An 18,880-nucleotide genomic window follows, 5' to 3' on the forward strand; every position below is an offset into this window, starting at 1 on the left:
CGGCATAAATTATATCTACTTATTGAGGTTATAGACAAGTGGTTTTCAATACTTTGCTGATTGTATTAAAACCTCCCAACTTTTTTGCTTAGATAAATGGCAATTAAATTTGGGAGGAAAATAAAATTGGATAAACCAGATATCTTAGATAGCTTAGAACCTAACAAAAAACACTATATGAGTTGGCCAGTCATTGCCTTAATTGACTTTGTTACCATCATTAGTTTTGAAAATATTTTCTATCCATTTCAAAACCAAGGATTATCAGTAGTTATTTCATGGATCTTCTTACTATTTTCATACGTGATTCCTTACGCATTGATTAGTAGTCAGATGAGTTTAACTTTTGATAATCAAGATGGTGGTCTTGCTTCATGGGTAAGACGCAGTACGAATGATACTTTAGGATATTGGACTTCATGGATGTATTGGGTCCAGAGCGTGCCTTATATCGTGGACGTTTCCAACTCAGTTATTGTTTCATTTAGCTGGATGATCTTTGGAAACAATAGTTTAGATAAAAAGATGTCAACATTCTGGTTTGGAATTTTGACATTCGTAATTATTTTGATTTTTATTTTATTAGAAAATAAACTACGTAACTCACTAGAAATTCTTTCTTTAATTGGTGGGGGAGCAATGTTTATTATGTCTATGCTCTTTGTCTTGCTTGCTGCATGGTCAGTAATGCATGGACATCATATTGCAACGCAACCTTTTAACTGGGGTGCATTTAAGCCTTCATTTAGCTTGAATTACTTCTCAACTACCGGTCTTTTGATCTTTGCAATGTCGGGTGCTGAACTTGCTGCGCCATATGTGCAACAAATGAAGAATCCTAAGCGCGACTTTCCTAAGGCAATGTGGATGCTTGCCATTATGACTGGATTTTTAACAATCTTTGGAACATTAGCTTTAGCAATGTTCTTTAACGCTCATCATATTCCACATGATTTCAAGATGAACGGTCCTTACTATGCCTTTCAATTACTTGGTGAAAGTTTGGGCGTAGGTAAAGTGCTAATGTACATTTTCGCAGTTGTGCAAGCAATCTTTATGATGGCGCAACTGGCAGTGCTACTTGATGCATCAAGTCGTGTGTTTGCTGGGGATGTTGGTGAGAAGTTCATGCCAAAATGGCTTACCAAGAAAAATAAGAACGGTCGTCCAATTCACTCATACACATTTACCGTTGGACTTAGTTTATTCTTGCTATTATTAACTGGAACTTTACCTAACATTAATACCATTTATAACTGGCTTTTGAATGTTAACGGAATTATTTCACCATATAAGACTTGTTGGGTATTCTTTGCCTTTGTTGCAATGAGAATGCACCAAGAAAAGTATCACTCAGACTATGTCTTCATTAAAAATAAAGCTGGTGCTTTGGCAGTTGGTTTTTGGTGCTTGATTTTCACCTTTGTCTGCGCAACTTTAGGATTTATCCCACAAAACGTAGAATTAGGGACAAGCGCATTTAGCCACCAATTATGGATGAACATTATTACTGTCGTTGTATTGTTTGGCCTAGGATTTGTTTTACCATGGCTTAGAAAACGCGAAGCTAAGCGTGAACAAGCAATGAGTGAAGAATTAGACTAACTTAAAAAGACTGAATCGAGATTTTGATATCTCTAGATTCAGTCTTTTTTGCGTTTTAATTTACCAGATATGTACTCGTTTTTCGGGATCTAACCACATGCCATCGCCAGGCTTAATATCAAAGGTTGTATAAAAATCGTCGATAGATTGAGCAGCAACATTCGCTCTAAGCTCTTGTGGAGCATGAGGATCATAGGCAATAATTGATTTTCGATATTGAGGTGTCATTTTACCACGCCAAATTTTAGCCCAAGTTTGAAAGACTTCTTTTAGATCGCCGTTTTCTTTTTTAGCAGTTTCTATTGCGACTGTAAGACCACCTAAATCGGCAACATTTTCACCTACAGTTAAATTACCATTTGTTTTAAGACCTCCGCAGACAATACCATCAAATAAAGTGATTTCAGCTTGCGATAGTTCATTGAATTTAGCATAGTCTTCTTCACTCCACCAATTACGAATATTACCAACCTCATCAAATTTAGAACCATTTGGATCAAAAGCGTGGGTAATTTCATGAGCAATTACGGCACCAATACCGCCAAGGTTTTCACTTAAAGTACGTTCTGTACTGTAAAAAGGATCTTGTAAGATAGCTGCGGGGAAAGTAATGTCATTGTTTATTGGATTATAAAAAGCATTGATCAAGTTGGCAGGTGTATCTTCTCCCCAAAGTGTACGATCTACTGGCTTATTTAATTGGCTAAAATTGTATTTAATTTTAGTTTGGTTAGCCTTAACTAGATTTTCGTAAAGCGATTTAGTTGACGAAATTTCGATAAGATCATATAAATCAGAAACGTGATCAGGGTAACCAATTTTTAAAGTAATTGCATTAAGCTTTTTAAGTGCTTGTTTTCTTGTCTCATTGCTGAGCCAAGTATTATTGTTTAAACGCGTTTTATATGTTGCAAGCATTTTATGAATCATTTGTTCTACATCGGCTTTAGCTTGCTTTCCAAAGTAAGTTTGACCATAGTAAAGACCGATAATTTCACCAAAAACGCTATTGGCAATGCTGTAAGCGTGCTTATCTTTAGCTTGTAGTTCTTGTAATCCATAAATTGCATGTTCATAAGCAAAAGCTGCTTCACGAAATTCTTGTGAAAGATAATTGGCATAGCGATTAATAAATGTTACTATCATCCAGCCCTTGAGCTCTTCAAAGCTCGTAGAATTGATTAATTCATCGATATGCTTCAAAAACTCAGGTTCTGTTACAATGATTCTTTCTGGCAAGTCAGGAAAAAGACTACTTAACAATGCACTAATATCAAGGGATGTGAAAGCTGATTGGAAGTCTGTTAATGTATAGACATTGTAGATGGCTGCAATATCATTTAATTCTTCTTGTGATTTTTTGTATTTTGCTAAACGTTTATCGAATTTAATTGCGTCGCTAGCACATTTTTTACTATCGTCATCAGTAAGTCCGGATAGTTTTAGTAGATCTTGTGCTTGCTTTTCAAAAACAGATAGTAATTGATCAGCAGAAGAATCTTTATATGTAGCTGCATCTGGCAAAAAAGATTCAGTTGAGCCAAAGTAAAGTGCATTTTTAGCTGTGTTTTTCATATCGGCAAAGACACTGAGGCTGAATGGGAAGGCAAAATCAGATAAAAGTAAACTACTTGCTTGGCGATTAAAATCTGAGAAACTGTTTAAAGAAGTCAATTTGTTCAGATCATTTTTAATCGGTTTTGCACCATCGTCGTCTCTTTTATTAAAATCTAAAGCCAATTGGTAAAGCTGGATTGCTTTATTTAAATTATTGATTTTTGGTAGATTTTTATTGTTAGAAGAAAAATCATTAAGATCATCTAAAAGCTGTTTCTTGATTTTAATATCTAGTTCTACGAACCCATTAATCGAAGAACGGTCGGCAGGAATTTCAGCTTTTTTGAGCCATTTTGAATTAGTAGCTAAGTATAAGTTATCTTGTAATTTTGCAGCAGTGTTTACTACGGCTGAGTCACCAAGACCGCCACGAATTTTGAAAGTTTTCATAGTTATTTGCTCCTTTAAATTTAATGTTGATTTAATAATATCAAGAAAGTAAAATTATTTTAAAATTAGTCGTATTCGAATAATTTTAAGGAGTACAGAATGACTGTTGGCGAATTGCTTAAAGAATATCGAATAAAACAAAATAAAAATCAAAAAGAGTTTGCGGCCGGAATTGTTAGCCAGTCCTATTATTCAAAAGTGGAAAAGAATATCCATCGAATTACTGTAGATGATTTATTACTACTTTTGACGCATAATGCGATCCCAGTTAAAAATTTTTTTGAAAAGTTAGAAATTGATCCACATCAGCAACAATTAAATCAGGTAAACGCTCTTTTTGAGGAAGTAACCCGAGCTAATTATGCGGACAATTCATTAGCCAGATTTAAGAAGATTAAAGAAAAAGCTATTAACTTAGATATCGAAGCTGATATGAAGAAAAAGATGTTGTTGATAATTGATGGATTTTTAGAATCGGAAAAAGATGATCCCGAAACTTTTGACTTTAATTTAAGAAATAAGATAAAAGAAGAGTTATTTTTAATGCCAGAATATGATACCTATAAATTATCAGTGTATGCGAATTTCGTGGATTTGTATGATTTTGATAGTAATCGGCAAATAATTAAACAGATTGTTAAAGCTTTAGAAAAGAAAAAAGTCGAAAGACAAGACGAAATTTTATTTGCAATTATATTAAATGTCTTAAAGCAAGGCGTTGAAGAGAAAAAAGATAGTGAATTAAATGAGCTTATTAAAATAGGACATCAAATTTTTGTAATTCCTGAATTTTTTATGTACCGTGAAACGCTCACATTTTATGAAGAATTGATTGCTTATCGTACTGATAAAAAAGAGAGGCATTTAAAAAAGTGTGAATTGATTTTAGAAAGTTTTGAATGGGGCGGAATGTCTGCTTTTGGCAAAGGGATGCTAGAATTTCTTAATAGATATAAAGAGAAATAGATAAAAAAGCAATGAAGTTTTGAAGCTCCATTGCTTTTTGTTATAATCCCAAAATGCTAGATAAATAATACATCCCTGCCAATAGCAAAGTCATCAAGCCGATAAGACCAATCATAGTTGCCTGCAATTTCTTAGTGATCACAAGATAAGCAATAAATTCGCGAATAAAAGCATTCAAGGTGAAGTACCACTTGGTTTTAGCACCATAACCGATGCATTGCAGTCCTTGGCGTTTTGCTAGAACTAGAGCTCGGTAAACATGATAAGAATTAGTAACTAGGCAAAAACGTGCATTAGGCTTCATTAATTTATGGGAAAATTTGAGATTTTCGTTAGTTGTTTTAGATTGGTCTTCAATGATGATATCAGCTTTTGGTATACCGCCCTCTTCAGCATAAGCTGCCATTGCATGAGATTCAGGAATTTCTTCATCTCGACCTTGTCCGCCTGACATGATAATTTTCGAGCCGGGATTCCGCTTATAAATTTCAATTCCGCGATTAATGCGACTGGCTAAAAGTGGTGTAACTTTTTTGCCAATTAATCCAGCGCCGAGCACCACAACGTAGTTTAATTGCTTTTGCCGAATATTAATTAAGTTAAGCCAAGACGTTAAAGTGTACATCACCATGATAAAGATCAGATAGAAGATGCTGAGTGACAAAAATAGATAGATAAAACGAAACCATGGCTGTGTATTAAAGCGACCGAGCAAAGGAAATCCAAAAATTAAAAATAGGATTGCTACTCCCATTCCTAAAGAGAGAAAATTAGTCCATTTAGTTCCTTCTTTGAATAATATTTTAATGCCATTATAGACAAACATTAAAATGAGTAAAATCACGAATAAGAAGATTAATAAGGCAATGCCGACAGCGAGTAAGAGTAGAAACTGAGAAATCAGTTTATGTTGGTTAGGAAATTTTGTATCGATAACAATAATCGTATCAATAGCTAAGAATCCCAGAAACATCAAAGTGGTAGTTAAAGTGAATCCAGCCCACATTGACCGTCTTTCATGAGTTAAAACAAAAATAAATATTCCTAAACTTGCCAGGAATAGTCCTAGAGACCAATAGAAAATTTCAAACATAAAATTCCGCCTTTTAGCTGAGTATATTTTCTCTATAAAATAAATTTTAACAATATTTCAATGAAATTTACTCTATAAGGTAAATTTAAATAAAATAATTTTCTAAAGAAGAAATAAGTCTTGATATACTGGTATTTCTTCAAATTAAAATAGATAATCCTCATTAATTACAGTTGAATTCACATTAATCAAAAGAGAGAATCCCTTCAAAATTGGATTCTCTCTTATTTTTATTCTGCTTGTAGTGAAAGTTGCGACTCAAGTGCTGCATTTCTAGGCTGGATTAGATATCTTGCATTGGCTTTAAGTTGTTTATTGCCGAGTGCAATTACTAAAAGTGCACCGATTAAAGGAATAATGGTGATGAAGGCAGTGTATAATAATTCTCCATTACCGTAAAGTGACAAAAATCCACTTCCTGTGCTTGGAGATGAAAATGAAATAAAATCTAGTAAAAAATGGGCTAAAACTGGTAGCCAGAGTTGACCAGTGTATAAGAATAAAGTTGCCATTAAAATACCAAATCCTAAAGTATAGATTACTTGAAGAGAAACAGTGTTAAAAGTAGCACTAGGTTCTCTTAAGTTTAGATAGTGGGTAAGTGAAAATTGTAAACTTCCGACTAAGATGGCCAATAAATAACCATTCTTCATTTTTCTAAAACCAAAAAGTAAAATTACTAAAATAATATAGCGCTCAGTTTCTTCAAATAGGCCTGCTCCTACGCCTACAAAAAATTCTTTCCAACTTGGTATTGAAGTACTCATATCCCAGTTAAAGAAGAAGGTACCCCAATCGTATGCCTTAAATGACAAAGGTTCAAAGAAGGCAAACCATATAGAAAATAAAGCTATAAAAGTTGCTAAAACGTAGAATGATTTAGATAGAATTTGTGGTTTAAAAACCGGTCTAAACTTAAGTCCCCAGCCTTTCATCAAAAAGTAGGCTAGGATTAAGTAAATGAAACCGTACAGTGTAGTTGTTGAGAAGAAATTGTTTAAAAAGCTGTATTCTTCAGGAAAATGCACTGAATGAGTTAAAAGCAATGTTATGGTCAGATAGGTGACAGCAGCAAACCGCCAAAAGGTATTAGTGATTTTCGTAAAATATAGTGTTGTTACTGGTATTAAAACAAGTAAATAAGACAAGACATAGAAAACCGCAATTAAAAAACTCAATTGTGAAAAGTTTTGCACGAGTACGCCTATTAAATTACGCAAATAGGTAATAAAAATTAATGGACTTAAAGCAATAATATAGATAGTGCGTACTCTTTGAAGAGATGATTTTTGAGTATTACGCGTTAAATAAAATAATCCTAAAAATATAAATGCAAACAAGTTTTGGAGAAGAAATACAATATTTTTATGATTAAGAATTATAAAAAAGATAGCTAAAACTAAATTGAATAATAACTGTATATTGAAAGCATTTCTCCAACTTTTTTTCATGAAAACCCCTCCTATTGTAAGTGCTAAATTAATATTTTCATAATTATATCATTTTTTGCAAAAGAGTCGTTGACTAAATTAAAAAAATATTAATTGAACTATTTATCATTGTCTTAAAACTTAAGATAGAAGGAATACAATATTTTGCCAACTCAATTCCGCAATAAAAAAAGCATAGTAGCTTTGACTATGCTTTTGCTGTATCACCAGCAATTTTTGTTTTATTAAGCATTAATGAACTTCCAACAACGGAAACGGATGAAAATGCCATTGCTAATCCGGCAAGTTCTGGGCTAAGCGTTAAGCCAATTCCCATAAAAAGACCTGCTGCAATTGGAATACCAATTGTGTTGTAAATGAGTGCCCAGAAGAGATTCAGTTTTATTCTGTTAAATGTCTTCTTAGAAATATCAAGAGCGCGGACAACGCCACGAAGATCATTTTGAACTAAAACGATACCACCTGAGTCAATGGCAATATCAGTTCCTGATCCCATTGCAATTCCGACATCTGCAGTAGATAGAGCTGGTGCGTCGTTGATTCCGTCACCAACGAAGGCTACTTTATCTCCCTGATCTTGTAATTTCTTAATATGCATCGCCTTTTCATTTGGTAAAACGCCAGCAATAACTTGATCGATTCCAACGTCATTTGCGATAGCTTGAGCAACTTTTTCATTGTCACCAGTAAGCATAACAGTCTTTAGACCACGCTCTTTTAGTTCGGTAATTGCTTGTTTGGAACTTGGTTTTGGCATGTCTTGAATTGCGATTAAGCCGATAACTTCACCGTTAAGGCCAACGTATACTACAGTTTTAGCTTGATTTTGCAATTCATCAGCTTGATTCATCATTTCCTGGGAAATATTGACATCAGCCAGTAATCTGGAACTGCCGACAAAAGCAATTTGACCATTATAATTGGCCTTAACGCCTTTACCTTCGATTGCTTCGAATTCTTTTACTTTTTCAATTGTTAATTTTTCACTTTCAGCTTTTTTAACAATTGCGGCAGCTAAAGGATGTTCGGAAGATTCCTCTAAACTTGCAGCAACTGCTAATACTTGCTTTTGATCACCGACAATATCAGTAACTTCAGGCTTACCGACAGTGATAGTACCTGTTTTATCAAATACAACTGTATCTAAGTCACTAACTTCTTGTAAAACTTCACCATTTTTGATTAAAACGCCCATTTTAGCGCTACGAGCAGTTCCAACCATTAAAGCGGTTGGAGTAGCTAAACCTAGTGCACACGGGCAGGCAATAACAATAACGCTTACGGCAAAGAGCATTGCTTGAACAGCAGTAGCTCCTAAGAATGAATACCAAATTATGAAAGTTAAAATGGCGATAATTAAAACAGCTGGTACGAAAATATTAGAAATCTTATCAGTTAAGTTCTGAATAGGAGCATGGCTTGTTTGTGCCTTTTTAACTAGATCCACAATCTGAGCTAGCATTGTATCAGAGCCGACTTTGGTTGCCTTAAAAGTAATCGTACCGTTACTGTTGATTGTTGAACCCACAACAGTATCGCCGACTTGCTTAACTACCGGCATGCTTTCACCAGTAACCATGGATTCGTCAAGAGTCGTAGTACCTTCGGTAATTTCACCATCAACTGGAATCTTTTCACCAGGTTTAACGCGGATTAAATCACCAACTTGGACCTCATCTAAAGGTATTTTGACGAACTTGCCATCTTTTAAGACTTCAGCATCTTTTGCTTGCAAGCCCATTAATTTTCCTAAAGCATTAGATGCATTGTCATGCATCTTTTCTTCCATAGCATCGCCGAGTAAAACGAAGACCGTCACGAATGCGGCACTTTCAAAGTATACTGGTCGGTTAGTAATCATGGCAAAGATGCTGTAAAAGTAAGCAACTGCCGTTCCAGCAGCAACTAATGTATTCATATTAGCGCTATGCTTTTTGAAGGCGGCAATGGCGCTTTTCCAGTAAGGTGCAGCAGAAATTGCCATAATAATCGTGGTAGTAACCAGCGCAATCCAGTTATAGCCGGGCATCATCCAGTGAAAGGGCATTGCCAGCATTTGGATTAACATTGGAATCGCTAAAATAAACGATATCCAAAAGCGTTTAATATTAGAAAGCTTCATTATTTAACAACAACCTTTCCATGGAACATGTCCATTGAGCATGCATAATTGTAAGTGCGTGGCTTATCTGTTGGAATGTTCACTGTTACTTCTTTTTTACCGTCTAATTTTTCATCAAGACCTAAATCTTTAAAGATCACTTCATTCATACAGCCCATATTATCTGATGGAATAAATTTTAATTGGGCAGGTTTTCCTTGTTTAAAAGTAACTACTTCGGGCTTATAGCCATGGTTTTCAGCATTAACGACAACTTTTTTAGTTTGATTTTTTGAAAGAATACTCATTATTTAACAATCACCTTTCCATGAAACATATCCATTCCGCAAGCAAAATTATAAGTTGCTGCCTTGTCGGTTGGAATTTTTACCGTAGTAATTTTTTGTTTTGTTAAATCTTTATTGACACCTAATTGCTCGAAAACAACGTGAGATAAACAAGCAGTTGAGTCTTGCATATCAAAGTTAACTTCGGCTGGAACGCCTTTTTTCAAAACAACGGTAGCAGGAGAATATCCGCCGTTGACGACAATCGTGGCATTTTGTTCATCGTTAACCACGCTTGCTTGACCAATGTCTTCTTTATGTTTCCCAAAGAACCACCAAACGATAAAGCCGATTAAGATCAATCCGACAATTAGGACAATAATTTGACTGGTATTCATAGCTGCCTCCTAGCAAACAGTACTGCCGTTTTTCAAACAATTACATGGCACCATCTCTGGTGCATTTTTTTCCTTTTTATCGATTTCCTCTGTCATCTTCATTAGATCCCCTTTAGAAATAGGGGCTTCTTTTAAAAGCTCGAGAATTACTTCTCCTTTATGCATATCGCACATTTTATTGAGTAAATCGCTAGCTGCTTGATGCATCATTTCCACTTGACTCACAGTAGGGATATAAATAAATTTGCGACCGTCTTTTTTAGTTATTAACAAGCCTTTTTGAACTAAGCGACGCATGAGCGTCTTAATAGTTGATTCTGACCAATCCTTTTTTGCCTTAAGTTGGTCAATAATTTGACTAGTATAAGCTTTTTCCAATGTCCAAACGATACGCATAACTTCCCATTCGGCATCTGAAATATTAGTATCTAAATTTTTATTTTTCATCGTTATTCCTTTCGTCTACATTTGTAATCATATAATTATAGTTTACATTTGTCAACAAAAAGATTAAAAAGAAAAGTCTTTCTTCAAAATTAAGAAGAAAGACTTTTAATATCAAAACTGTGATCACTGTGTTCAATAATATAGGGATCGTGTGAAACAATCACTACAGTTTTTCCCTGATTTTTTGCATATACTAAAGCTTCGAAAATTTTGGTACGATTATGCGGATCAAGAGAACCTGTTGGTTCATCACATAATAGTATTTCTGTCGGTTTAAGTAAAGCGCGAACAAGAGCTATACGTTGTTGTTCACCACCAGACAATTTTCCTACAACAGTTTTTTCAGAAATATCTGGTAAAAAATGATGGAGTAATTCCTGCTTTTGCTTATTGAAGCTGTCTTTTGATCGTTTATGCGATACATAAGCTAAATCAAGATTCTTTTTGATATTTTGATCGCTAAGTAAAGCGAAGTTTTGAAATAAGTAGCTAATTTTATATTTAAGGATTTTTCGAGCTTTTTGGCTTCGAATTTTAGGAGCAGTCTCATCTAATAAAATGTATTCTCCACTTGTTGGTTTTTCAAGTAAGCCAATGATGTTTAGAAGCGTTGATTTACCACTACCGCTGTCACCATAAATAGTAGTAATTTCACCTGGTAAAATATCTAGATTTAAATTTTTAAAAATTGTTTTGTTTTGGAACTGCATAGTAAGATTTTTAATCTTAATAATTGGTTTATTCATAGAGATACCTTTCTAAAATAGTACGTGAGAAAACATGAGAAGCTATAAAACTAATAGTAAAGTCAAGTATTGCGAGGAAGCCTATTCCGATTAGTAAAATTGGACCTGTGAATGGGAAAATCATCTTAATTAAAATAAAAATAATGGCTAATTGGGCCAGCCACAACAGCCAGTAATCTCTAAGGTAATTCCAATAGTTATAGCCGAGAGTTTGCTTAATCGCAATTTTTTGCCCGTAAATAGAGAAATAAAGGTAGATAAGAGCAATATTAACTAAAAGAAATAAAATAATACTGATAAAAGCAGCAATAAAGTCAGAAACAGCAGTTCCGAGTGTAGAGAGAATATCTTGAAAATTTTCGTCTTTACTATAAATAAATTGAGAATAATTATCGTCTTGATTGTATTTTTTTAAAAGTGGATAATAATGCCAATAAATTTCTTGTGGGGTGCGACCTTTGAGTGGAATTTTTAAAAAGTCATCTGCATTCCCAGTTCCCCAGTTGGCTGGAATAATGTAATCTGCAGTTTTAGGAGTAAACACAGCAATATAACGATAATTAGAAGATTTGGTAGTATTAGCTCTAATTAAAGGCTGGTTATTTTTTATAAATATAAATTCTGGATGAGGATCATACCCGTACATCCCTGAGTCTAAGTGATTTAAAATTTCTTTTTTTAAATTTTTATTCTTTTCAGGAAGTAAAAATACTAGATGCTTGTGGTTAAAAGAAATATTAATTTGCTTATTTTTAGTATCTTTAAGAGGATTGAATTGTAAATAAGTTGAATTAACCACAGCATTGTGTCCCTCAGGGCCACTTGCCCAATCAACATAGATACTGCCATCTTTGATAAATTGCTTGACTAGTTTAATATGAGAACTTAAAGGCTTATCCTTATCGTTAATAGTGTTATAGCCCTGATATAGAGGAAAGACAGCTGCATATTTTGAAAAATAATCTTTATCATGATGTGGAAACGATACTTTTGCTAATTGAAATAAAGAAAAAGCTGAGAAAAATAGATATATAATGAGCAATCCTTTAGCTAAGAACAAAGTTCTAAATAGGCCTTTGTTGTAGGAAAGATGCTTAAGTAAATTATTAATTGGTAATAAAAATAAAATTGAAGTAATGACGCTGGAGATTAAAGTTTGAACGAAAAAGATTAATAAACAAATTGCACTTAACAAGTAAATGTAATTATTTAGATTGTAATAAATACTGAGCGGAATACTGATTGCCAGCATAATGCCTAAGCCAAGTAGGATTTCAGGGAGGATAAATTTCTTAATGACATAAAAAATAGAATAGCCATGAAGGCGACTGATTCCAATTTCATAGGAAAAAGAAAGAATATATATTACTAAAAAGGCTAGATCAAAAATACTTAGAGTAATGATTAGTTGATTGAAATTTAATTCAGTAGCATTGTAAGTAAGTGGTATATCGGGATATGGTTTAAAATCTTTTATACTCCAATTCTTATGGAACTTAGAATTTAAATTTTTGCGTAATTCTTGCGTAAAATCCTTATATACGTCACTTTCTAAACTTTCAATATAAAAGGAGCCTTCATAAGTTTCAGGAAATTTGGTTATTGGACGGACTGTAATGTCTAGGTTATATTTTTTTATTTTTTGAGGAGAAGAAAGTTTAGTGGAATAAATTTTATTCTTAAATTTTATTCTTAAATTTTGTTTCAAAGTTATCTTTGATTAATGAAGATGGTAAGTTGCTTACTTCATACGTTAGATGCGTAACCGTAGAAAAATAATTTGGGTGGCCGGCGACAGTACCTTCATAGTAGCTTTTCTTGAGATAAGGAACAGATAATTTTTTACTTGTTTCGTCTAGAGCATCAATTATTTTTGCATAGTCTTTATGATTTGTTGGATAAATTGGAATACCGATAGCTTGATAATTATTAGAGATGTCTACTTGCTTTAGAGTATGTTCATTATTAGATTTGGTTAGAAAAAATAGAAAAACCAAGAAAGCCAGAGAAAGATTTATAATCGTTAAAGTCGCCTTGAGTAATTTTTTGTACATAATTATTTTCCTTAAAAAGAAATATGAAGTAATTATCTTGAAACATAATTACTTCATATTGAATCTAATGAATATTGTTTTTAATCAATTCCATACCAGGCTTGAGCTAATCCATAGCCCTTTGCGACAGCTTCTGCCCATTGACCAGGCCCTGCATAGCGGACTACTAAAGGCCCACTACCAACTTTAGCAGAAGCGTGGTGATTTCTCGTAGCATGATAGAATCGTGAGTGGGACCACTTATAGCCATTAAAATAATTATGATGGTCAGAATAGTATACCCATCTACCATTTTTTACATTTACGATTTGAGAAAAAGATGTAAAAAATGGTGAAAATGGCACTTTAGGTGTTTTAACAGGATTTAATAATAGATTAGATGAAGCACTAATAGTTTTATTTCCATTGAAAACAACTGATCCTGAATTTGGCATGTTATCACTAATATCGATAGTAGCAGCGTGACTAGTGCTAGATAATAGCGAATCTGATCAAAAATTTTATCTAGTAGTTTAGGGAAAACGTGGAAATGTTGGATACATATTGAATTTCCATCCTTTCTGATAATTTATTTTGAAATAATTATACAGTCTTTTTATAAATTTGGATAAAAAAGCTCGAAAACGAGCGGATTATTTTGGCAGTAAAGTGAGAAGACGTGATTCGCCGCTTTCTTGAAGTAGATACTTAATTAGTTTGAGTTGAGTGTCATTGTGAGCTGAATATGCTTTAAAGTATAGGCTTACTAATCGATATTCGAATAAAGAGGGATCTGGAGAAAGAAGCTCAATTATTTTGAAGCATTCGGCCCAAAGTGCTGAATTAGGTCTAGAGTGGGTATAAAAAAGATAATTTAATCCAATAGAAGCAATTAAATTTTGCATAAATAAGGGAAACTGATTAATTTGTTTATATTTTTTAAAAATTTGAGCTATATGGAGGTCCAAATAATCAGGGGATAGGATCATCATTGCGTTTCCAAAAAAGGAAAGTAACATTGCATCTTCAGTCCAATTTTCTTTTTCAAAAAGACGAGATTGAAGATAATGTTTGACTTCAGTAGGGATATTCTCCATATTTTGTGCGAGCATTGCTTTAAGGAGGATGACTTGATATTGCAGGTCTTGAGATAAGTGAAGTTTTTCTGATGCATTTAATAATTGGTCTAGCTTTAAGGTATCCTGTGAGAAAAAGGCCTCTTTTAAGTCGTGAATAAAAGAAGATTGGCGGATTTCTTTAGTAGAAGAGTCTGAAAGTCCAGCAAAAAAATTATTGACGTCAATGTTATGCCGATTCAAAAGTTCAATTAATTTTTTAGCAGAAATATCATGTATATCATTTTCAACTTTGCCATATTGTGCACGTGAAATAATTCCAGCTGCCATTTGCATCTGTGACAGTCCTAATTTTTTTCGCTCTTTTCTCAGAGCTTCTCCGATCGTCATTTGAGTTCTCTCCTTAATAATTAAAATATATTGATAAAATTAAAGAACTATTAATGGACGAGTGCAATACTTTTTTGACTAAAGAACAAAAAATCAGCTTTAATTCAATATCATAGACAGATTTTGAATTTAAAGCTGATTATGAGACTAATTTAATAATATAGATTTTATTTGGCTTTAACTGGGAACCAGATTGTACCATCAGGTGTTGCCCAATTGCCATCGGAAGTTTTATGAAAAGTTAGAGTTAGTTTTTTGCTTTTAAGAGTCCATTTATTTTTATCTTCAGAAACATTTACTCGACCAAGATCTACGCTAAAAGGTTTTTCGTAATCTTGCGGATTATAAGCTTCGTTACCAGTCAACGCTTTATATAGTGCTTTGGCTGTAGGAGTATTAGAGTGGAGCTGCTTCTCATTACTGAAGGAACTTCCTTTTTTTACGGGTTCGGAAGCTGTCAGACTGGCATTGTTTTTACCAAGGTATAGAAACAGATGGAGTCCTACATGATTGACTAGTGTGCTGTCGCTTTGGTTCGCATTATAAGTTTGGTAACCCTGATTTGCCAAATTTTTAGGAACAGTTGAGGAGTTACGATGAAGCAACCAGCCACCCCCAACTAGGATAGCAAGTACTAGGACGGTAAGAGCAACTACAAACTTTTTATTCATTTTATTTCACCTCGTTATTAATTAAAAAATTATTTGCAATAATAATACATCGCGATTAAAGGAAAAAATAAAAATGCTCGTATTCGAGCATAAAAGTTAAATCATTATTAACAAATTATTGCAATAATTAATCTAAGAGATATAATTTTTAATAAAAGAAATCATAAAATGGGGATGAATCTAATGGATGAACACTACAAAAAATGGATCCGAGATCGGAAAATTAATTATCGAGCAACTTGGATCGCATTCATAGTTATCTTGGCACTCGTGCCAGCTCTTATTTATAATCTCGGAATATTTATTACTTTTGTGGAATTAGGTGGATTAGCTTACTTCATTTTAGATATTAGTCAGATACTAAAAGAAAGCCATGCTTTTCCTAAATGGTTTGCTATCGGCTACTGGATAGTTACTGCACTTTATTTTGTTGCAAGTTTTGTCAGCGTCTTTTTCAATGTTTGGTATTTAGCACAAGCGTTAGGTATAATTGCCAGCGCATATTTCGGACTGAAGGTTTATTATGTTGAATCTAAAGGAATACGTAATAAGCCAATAAAATTAGGAAGTAGCACACTTGCTTTATTTATTGGTCTGGTAGTTGCAGCTGGTTTATTAATTTTCAATCAATTATATTTCTGGATCTGGGTAATAGGTTTTGCAGTAGTCTATGACATTTTTTACTGGAGTGTCAGAATTTATATCCAAATCAAGGGTACAAATCGGGAGTTTTAAAAATGGATGATCCAAAAGAATTGGAATACACCTTATATTTGATCAGATCAGTGTTGCAAGATTGCATTGATAAGCTAGATATGCCATTTAATAGAGAATCTTTTTGCTGTATTATGGGATTAGCGCTAAAGATTCTGAGAAAATCGACAGATTGTTTTTAGATATTGTTGAGCAGAAAAATGCAGTTAGTTTTTCTGATTTCAATCAAATGTTGAATAAGAAATTAAATACGGACTTTGCACCGCAAGTTGCTAGACAATTATTGGAAGCTTATAAGACCTACCAGCCACTTGCAGTTTCTAAAGTTAAAGAGTAAAAATTTCACCAGAGAAAAAAGATGTCTACCAAGGACATCTTTTTTATTCGCATGAACTTTCGCAAACTCGTACTTTTCTCACGCGAGTAGTGCGAGAATTAAAAATTTAGCTACTAAAAAAGCGTCTAGTTTACTAGGCGCTTTAAATTTAAATCAAGATTCCTTGACAGTGATCGACTTCGTGCTGGATAACTTCCGCAGTAAAATCAGAAAAACTCTGCTCATGTTCTCGTAAATTGGTATCTTGATATTTGACAGTAATATTTTTATATCTTTGAGTGGATCGTTGCCCGTTCAGTGATAAACAGCCCTCAACTGCCATATAAGGATTGCTCTTTACAACAATTTGCGGATTTAGCATTACCATTGGAAGTGGTCCGGCAAAAAATGCGATGATTCGTTTGTTTTGACCAATCATATTTGCGGCTAAGCCAGCAGCTTGATTGTCATGTGAAATTAGGGTGTCACGTAAGTTTGTGGCAATATTTAAATCGCTGGCCGTAGCAGGAAGCGATTTTTGACTTAAAAATAGTTGATCGCGTGTAATTGATTGAGCTACCATGTTTTTCTCCTTTAATTTTGTTTAATACATATATTTTAATATGACTTTGAATTTAGCTCAAAATTAGTGCCTAAAAAAGCGCCACTATTTAGTGACGCTTGTGTTTATCCCATGTTCGTAATAAGGAAGAAAATAATAAAAATAAAGAATAAGATGTACATCATTGGGCTAACTTCTTTATATCTCTTAGCGGCAATCATTGTGATTGGGTAAGCGATCATTCCAAGTGCTAGTCCATCTGAAATGGAGTAAGTTAATGGCATTCCGACAACTACTAAAAATGATGGGAAGGCAACTTCAAAATTATCCCAGTGGATATATTTAAGATTGCCGGCCATTAATACGCCGACAATAATCAATGCTGGAGCGGTTACAGTAGTTGGAATTACTGCTAAAAGAGGACTGAAAATCATTGAAATTAAGAATAAGATACCCACAAAGATTGCAGTTAATCCAGTTCTACCGCCCATTGCGATACCTGCACTTGATTCAACAGAAGTACCAAGTGGAGCAGTACCCAAAACAGAACCTTCAACCATAGCAAGTGAATCAGATAAAAATGCTCTACCAATGCGAGGAATTTTACCATTTTTATCAACCATGCCAGCTTGTTGCGTCATACCAATTAAAGTACCAGCAGTATCAAAGAAAGTAACTAGTAAGAAAGTTAACACAACCATGAAAAGCTGTGGTGTATTAATATCTTTTAAGTGAAAGACTGCTTGACCGAAAGTTGGCGCAATACTTGGAGCAGCCGAAACAATACCATGTGGCATTGGGATTTGCCCAATAACCATACCGAAGATCGCAGTTACGATCATTCCGATGAAAATAGATCCAGGAACTTTAGCAGCCATTAAGATTACCGTTAAAACTAAACCAAACAAGGTGATCCAAACAGCTGGCGTATTAAATGAACCGAGGCCAACTAAAGAAGACTTATTATCAACGATTAATTTACCATTTTGTAAACCGATAAAGGCGATGAATAAACCGATTCCGGCAGAAATGGCGTATTTTAAATCTTGTGGAATAGCATCGACAACTTTTTCACGTAATTTTAAAACAGTGATTAAGATAAATAAAATAGAAGCAACTAATACGCTGGCTAGAGCCGTCTGCCAGTTAATGTGCATCCCGATAACTACGTTGTATGAGAAAAAGGCGGCACTACCTAATGTTGGTGCTAAAGCGATTGGGTAGTTAGCGATGAATCCCATTAAAAAACAACCAATTGCAGTTGCGATTGCAGTAACAGTAAAGGCTGCTCCCTTATTAATCCCTGCTGCACTCAAAATATTAGGGTTAACAAAAAGGATGTAAGAGAGTGAAACAAACGTAGTAAGAGCAGCAATTAATTCGCGTTTGACACTGGTATTTGCTTCATCTAAATGAAAGACGTTGTCTAAAAAATGCATTAATCCTCCAAAAATAAAAAAGAAAAAAGGACATAGTTTACCGCAAAGCCATGGGTAAAAGATGTCCTTTAAAAAATTATGACGTCTGATACCTATAGTCCTGAATTTATGGCTCAGGGTAGATACTGTCGACCTTATTTCGACGATATATAGATAACTTGATTGTTAAGTATTCTAGCAGAAATTTAGCGTATACGCAAATGGAGATAGATGATTTCCTGGGAAATAGGAGAAACTGGTCAATCAATTTTAGAAAAATCATATTTTCGATACTTGATAGCTGTTTGGGGATCTTTGAAAATTGCGCTGTGGATGTCACCTGATGAGTAAGCTAAATATAGGCACGGATATCCTTACTAATATTTTTAAAATCTAAAAATGTTTCTAACACTGTGTAAACATCAGCTAATTCTTCAAGGAGATTTTGATCGTCGGGTGCAGCTTTAACTTCATTAGCTTCTTCGACGATTTTATTTTTTAAGGCATCTTCTCGTTCTTCAGGTTTAAGTTGACGATAAGATGCGTAGGTAGCAAATTCAGGAATTTTGTCTCTAACTAATTTTGTCATTACAATAACT

Annotated in this window: 19 protein-coding genes, 1 pseudogene and 1 riboswitch; of the genes and pseudogenes, 4 read left to right on the forward strand and 16 right to left on the reverse strand. The window is 34.0% G+C overall.

Annotated elements, in window-relative coordinates:
* The first annotated feature begins 126 nt into the window (after positions 1-126).
* The gene (locus BN55_RS07495) at positions 127-1,605 is read left to right on the forward strand and encodes an APC family permease (protein WP_008471462.1); all 1,479 of its coding nucleotides are present in this window, start codon (positions 127-129) and stop codon (positions 1,603-1,605) included.
* 60 nt (positions 1,606-1,665) lie between these two features.
* On the opposite strand, the gene BN55_RS07500 is transcribed toward BN55_RS07495, so the two are convergent.
* The gene (locus BN55_RS07500) at positions 1,666-3,612 is read right to left on the reverse strand and encodes a M13 family metallopeptidase (RefSeq protein ID WP_008471464.1); all 1,947 of its coding nucleotides are present in this window, start codon (positions 3,610-3,612) and stop codon (positions 1,666-1,668) included.
* Between the two features lie 99 nt (positions 3,613-3,711).
* On the opposite strand from BN55_RS07500, the gene BN55_RS07505 reads away from it, so the two are divergent.
* Positions 3,712-4,578, forward strand: a complete 867-nt coding sequence (locus BN55_RS07505; protein WP_008471465.1) for a helix-turn-helix domain-containing protein — start codon at positions 3,712-3,714, stop codon at positions 4,576-4,578.
* A 40-nt stretch (positions 4,579-4,618) separates the two neighbouring features.
* Here BN55_RS07505 and BN55_RS07510 read toward each other — a convergent pair whose 3' ends face one another.
* From BN55_RS07510 to BN55_RS07565, 12 genes are all read right to left on the reverse strand, one after another.
* Positions 4,619-5,671 carry a YdcF family protein gene (locus BN55_RS07510; protein ID WP_008471466.1) on the reverse strand — a complete coding sequence of 351 codons (1,053 nt, stop codon included), beginning with the start codon at positions 5,669-5,671 and terminating at the stop codon, positions 4,619-4,621.
* A gap of 230 nt (positions 5,672-5,901) precedes the next feature.
* Positions 5,902-7,122: a CPBP family intramembrane glutamic endopeptidase gene (locus tag BN55_RS07515; RefSeq protein ID WP_008471467.1), complete on the reverse strand. Its 1,221-nt coding sequence runs from the start codon at positions 7,120-7,122 to the stop codon at positions 5,902-5,904.
* Positions 7,123-7,309: 187 nt separating this feature from the next.
* Entirely contained in the window at positions 7,310-9,244 is a 1,935-nt protein-coding gene (locus tag BN55_RS07520) for a copper-translocating P-type ATPase (RefSeq protein WP_008471468.1), read from the reverse strand.
* A complete protein-coding gene (locus tag BN55_RS07525; protein ID WP_008471469.1) occupies positions 9,244-9,531 on the reverse strand; it encodes a cupredoxin domain-containing protein in 288 nt (95 codons plus the stop codon). Before BN55_RS07525 ends, BN55_RS07520 begins: the two co-directional genes overlap by 1 nt.
* Positions 9,531-9,908 (reverse strand): cupredoxin domain-containing protein, encoded by a 378-nt coding sequence (locus BN55_RS07530; protein WP_008471471.1) that lies wholly within the window; start codon positions 9,906-9,908, stop codon positions 9,531-9,533. Before BN55_RS07530 ends, BN55_RS07525 begins: the two co-directional genes overlap by 1 nt.
* A gap of 9 nt (positions 9,909-9,917) precedes the next feature.
* Complete coding sequence (locus BN55_RS07535; protein ID WP_008471472.1) at positions 9,918-10,355, reverse strand: CopY/TcrY family copper transport repressor; 438 nt, start codon at positions 10,353-10,355, stop codon at positions 9,918-9,920.
* A gap of 89 nt (positions 10,356-10,444) precedes the next feature.
* The gene (locus BN55_RS07540) at positions 10,445-11,101 is read right to left on the reverse strand and encodes an ATP-binding cassette domain-containing protein (protein ID WP_008471473.1); all 657 of its coding nucleotides are present in this window, start codon (positions 11,099-11,101) and stop codon (positions 10,445-10,447) included.
* Complete coding sequence (locus BN55_RS07545) at positions 11,094-12,809, reverse strand: hypothetical protein (RefSeq protein ID WP_008471474.1); 1,716 nt, start codon at positions 12,807-12,809, stop codon at positions 11,094-11,096. Before BN55_RS07545 ends, BN55_RS07540 begins: the two co-directional genes overlap by 8 nt.
* Positions 12,781-13,155, reverse strand: a complete 375-nt coding sequence (locus tag BN55_RS07550; protein WP_008471475.1) for a hypothetical protein — start codon at positions 13,153-13,155, stop codon at positions 12,781-12,783. The genes BN55_RS07545 and BN55_RS07550 overlap by 29 nt, the downstream gene beginning before the upstream one ends.
* Before the next feature lie 80 nt (positions 13,156-13,235).
* Positions 13,236-13,589, reverse strand: coding sequence for a lactococcin 972 family bacteriocin (locus tag BN55_RS07555; protein WP_008471477.1), 354 nt, complete (start codon positions 13,587-13,589; stop codon positions 13,236-13,238).
* A 198-nt stretch (positions 13,590-13,787) separates the two neighbouring features.
* Positions 13,788-14,600 carry a helix-turn-helix domain-containing protein gene (locus BN55_RS09610; RefSeq protein WP_008471479.1) on the reverse strand — a complete coding sequence of 271 codons (813 nt, stop codon included), beginning with the start codon at positions 14,598-14,600 and terminating at the stop codon, positions 13,788-13,790.
* Positions 14,601-14,767: 167 nt separating this feature from the next.
* Positions 14,768-15,271: a hypothetical protein gene (locus tag BN55_RS07565; RefSeq protein ID WP_008471480.1), complete on the reverse strand. Its 504-nt coding sequence runs from the start codon at positions 15,269-15,271 to the stop codon at positions 14,768-14,770.
* A gap of 183 nt (positions 15,272-15,454) precedes the next feature.
* On the opposite strand from BN55_RS07565, the gene BN55_RS07570 reads away from it, so the two are divergent.
* A complete protein-coding gene (locus tag BN55_RS07570) occupies positions 15,455-16,006 on the forward strand; it encodes a hypothetical protein (protein WP_008471481.1) in 552 nt (183 codons plus the stop codon).
* Between the two features lie 103 nt (positions 16,007-16,109).
* Positions 16,110-16,322, forward strand: coding sequence for a hypothetical protein (locus tag BN55_RS10040; protein WP_008471482.1), 213 nt, complete (start codon positions 16,110-16,112; stop codon positions 16,320-16,322).
* A 148-nt stretch (positions 16,323-16,470) separates the two neighbouring features.
* Here BN55_RS10040 and BN55_RS07575 read toward each other — a convergent pair whose 3' ends face one another.
* The 3 genes and pseudogenes from BN55_RS07575 to BN55_RS07585 form a co-directional block, all read right to left on the reverse strand.
* Positions 16,471-16,884, reverse strand: a complete 414-nt coding sequence (locus BN55_RS07575) for a peptide deformylase (RefSeq protein WP_008471483.1) — start codon at positions 16,882-16,884, stop codon at positions 16,471-16,473.
* A 104-nt stretch (positions 16,885-16,988) separates the two neighbouring features.
* Positions 16,989-18,302: an NCS2 family permease gene (locus BN55_RS07580; RefSeq protein WP_008471484.1), complete on the reverse strand. Its 1,314-nt coding sequence runs from the start codon at positions 18,300-18,302 to the stop codon at positions 16,989-16,991.
* A 75-nt stretch (positions 18,303-18,377) separates the two neighbouring features.
* A riboswitch (purine riboswitch) is annotated at positions 18,378-18,475 on the reverse strand.
* 176 nt (positions 18,476-18,651) lie between these two features.
* Positions 18,652-18,870 (reverse strand): annotated as a pseudogene (locus tag BN55_RS07585) (nucleoside triphosphate pyrophosphohydrolase); the annotation flags it as partial.
* Positions 18,871-18,880: the final 10 nt, after the last annotated feature.

It is taken from the genome of Lactobacillus hominis DSM 23910 = CRBIP 24.179 (genome assembly GCF_000296835.1).
Lineage (GTDB): Bacteria > Bacillota > Bacilli > Lactobacillales > Lactobacillaceae > Lactobacillus > Lactobacillus hominis.

Bases quoted from the DNA above. Each gene is read 5' to 3' on its own strand.
- BN55_RS07515 (WP_008471467.1), bottom strand. From the start codon at position 7,122: ATGAAAAAAAGTTGGAGAAATGCTTTCAATATACAGTTATTATTCAAT.
- BN55_RS07580 (WP_008471484.1), bottom strand. From the start codon at position 18,302: ATGCATTTTTTAGACAACGTCTTTCATTTAGATGAAGCAAATACCAGT.
- BN55_RS07525 (WP_008471469.1), bottom strand. From the start codon at position 9,531: ATGAGTATTCTTTCAAAAAATCAAACTAAAAAAGTTGTCGTTAATGCT.
- BN55_RS07520 (WP_008471468.1), bottom strand. From the start codon at position 9,244: ATGAAGCTTTCTAATATTAAACGCTTTTGGATATCGTTTATTTTAGCG.
- BN55_RS07530 (WP_008471471.1), bottom strand. From the start codon at position 9,908: ATGAATACCAGTCAAATTATTGTCCTAATTGTCGGATTGATCTTAATC.
- BN55_RS07540 (WP_008471473.1), bottom strand. From the start codon at position 11,101: ATGAATAAACCAATTATTAAGATTAAAAATCTTACTATGCAGTTCCAA.
- BN55_RS07505 (WP_008471465.1), top strand. From the start codon at position 3,712: ATGACTGTTGGCGAATTGCTTAAAGAATATCGAATAAAACAAAATAAA.
- BN55_RS07570 (WP_008471481.1), top strand. From the start codon at position 15,455: ATGGATGAACACTACAAAAAATGGATCCGAGATCGGAAAATTAATTAT.
- BN55_RS09610 (WP_008471479.1), bottom strand. From the start codon at position 14,600: ATGACGATCGGAGAAGCTCTGAGAAAAGAGCGAAAAAAATTAGGACTG.
- BN55_RS07565 (WP_008471480.1), bottom strand. From the start codon at position 15,271: ATGAATAAAAAGTTTGTAGTTGCTCTTACCGTCCTAGTACTTGCTATC.
- BN55_RS07555 (WP_008471477.1), bottom strand. From the start codon at position 13,589: ATGCCAAATTCAGGATCAGTTGTTTTCAATGGAAATAAAACTATTAGT.
- BN55_RS07500 (WP_008471464.1), bottom strand. From the start codon at position 3,612: ATGAAAACTTTCAAAATTCGTGGCGGTCTTGGTGACTCAGCCGTAGTA.
- BN55_RS07575 (WP_008471483.1), bottom strand. From the start codon at position 16,884: ATGGTAGCTCAATCAATTACACGCGATCAACTATTTTTAAGTCAAAAA.
- BN55_RS07510 (WP_008471466.1), bottom strand. From the start codon at position 5,671: ATGTTTGAAATTTTCTATTGGTCTCTAGGACTATTCCTGGCAAGTTTA.
- BN55_RS07550 (WP_008471475.1), bottom strand. From the start codon at position 13,155: ATGTACAAAAAATTACTCAAGGCGACTTTAACGATTATAAATCTTTCT.
- BN55_RS07535 (WP_008471472.1), bottom strand. From the start codon at position 10,355: ATGAAAAATAAAAATTTAGATACTAATATTTCAGATGCCGAATGGGAA.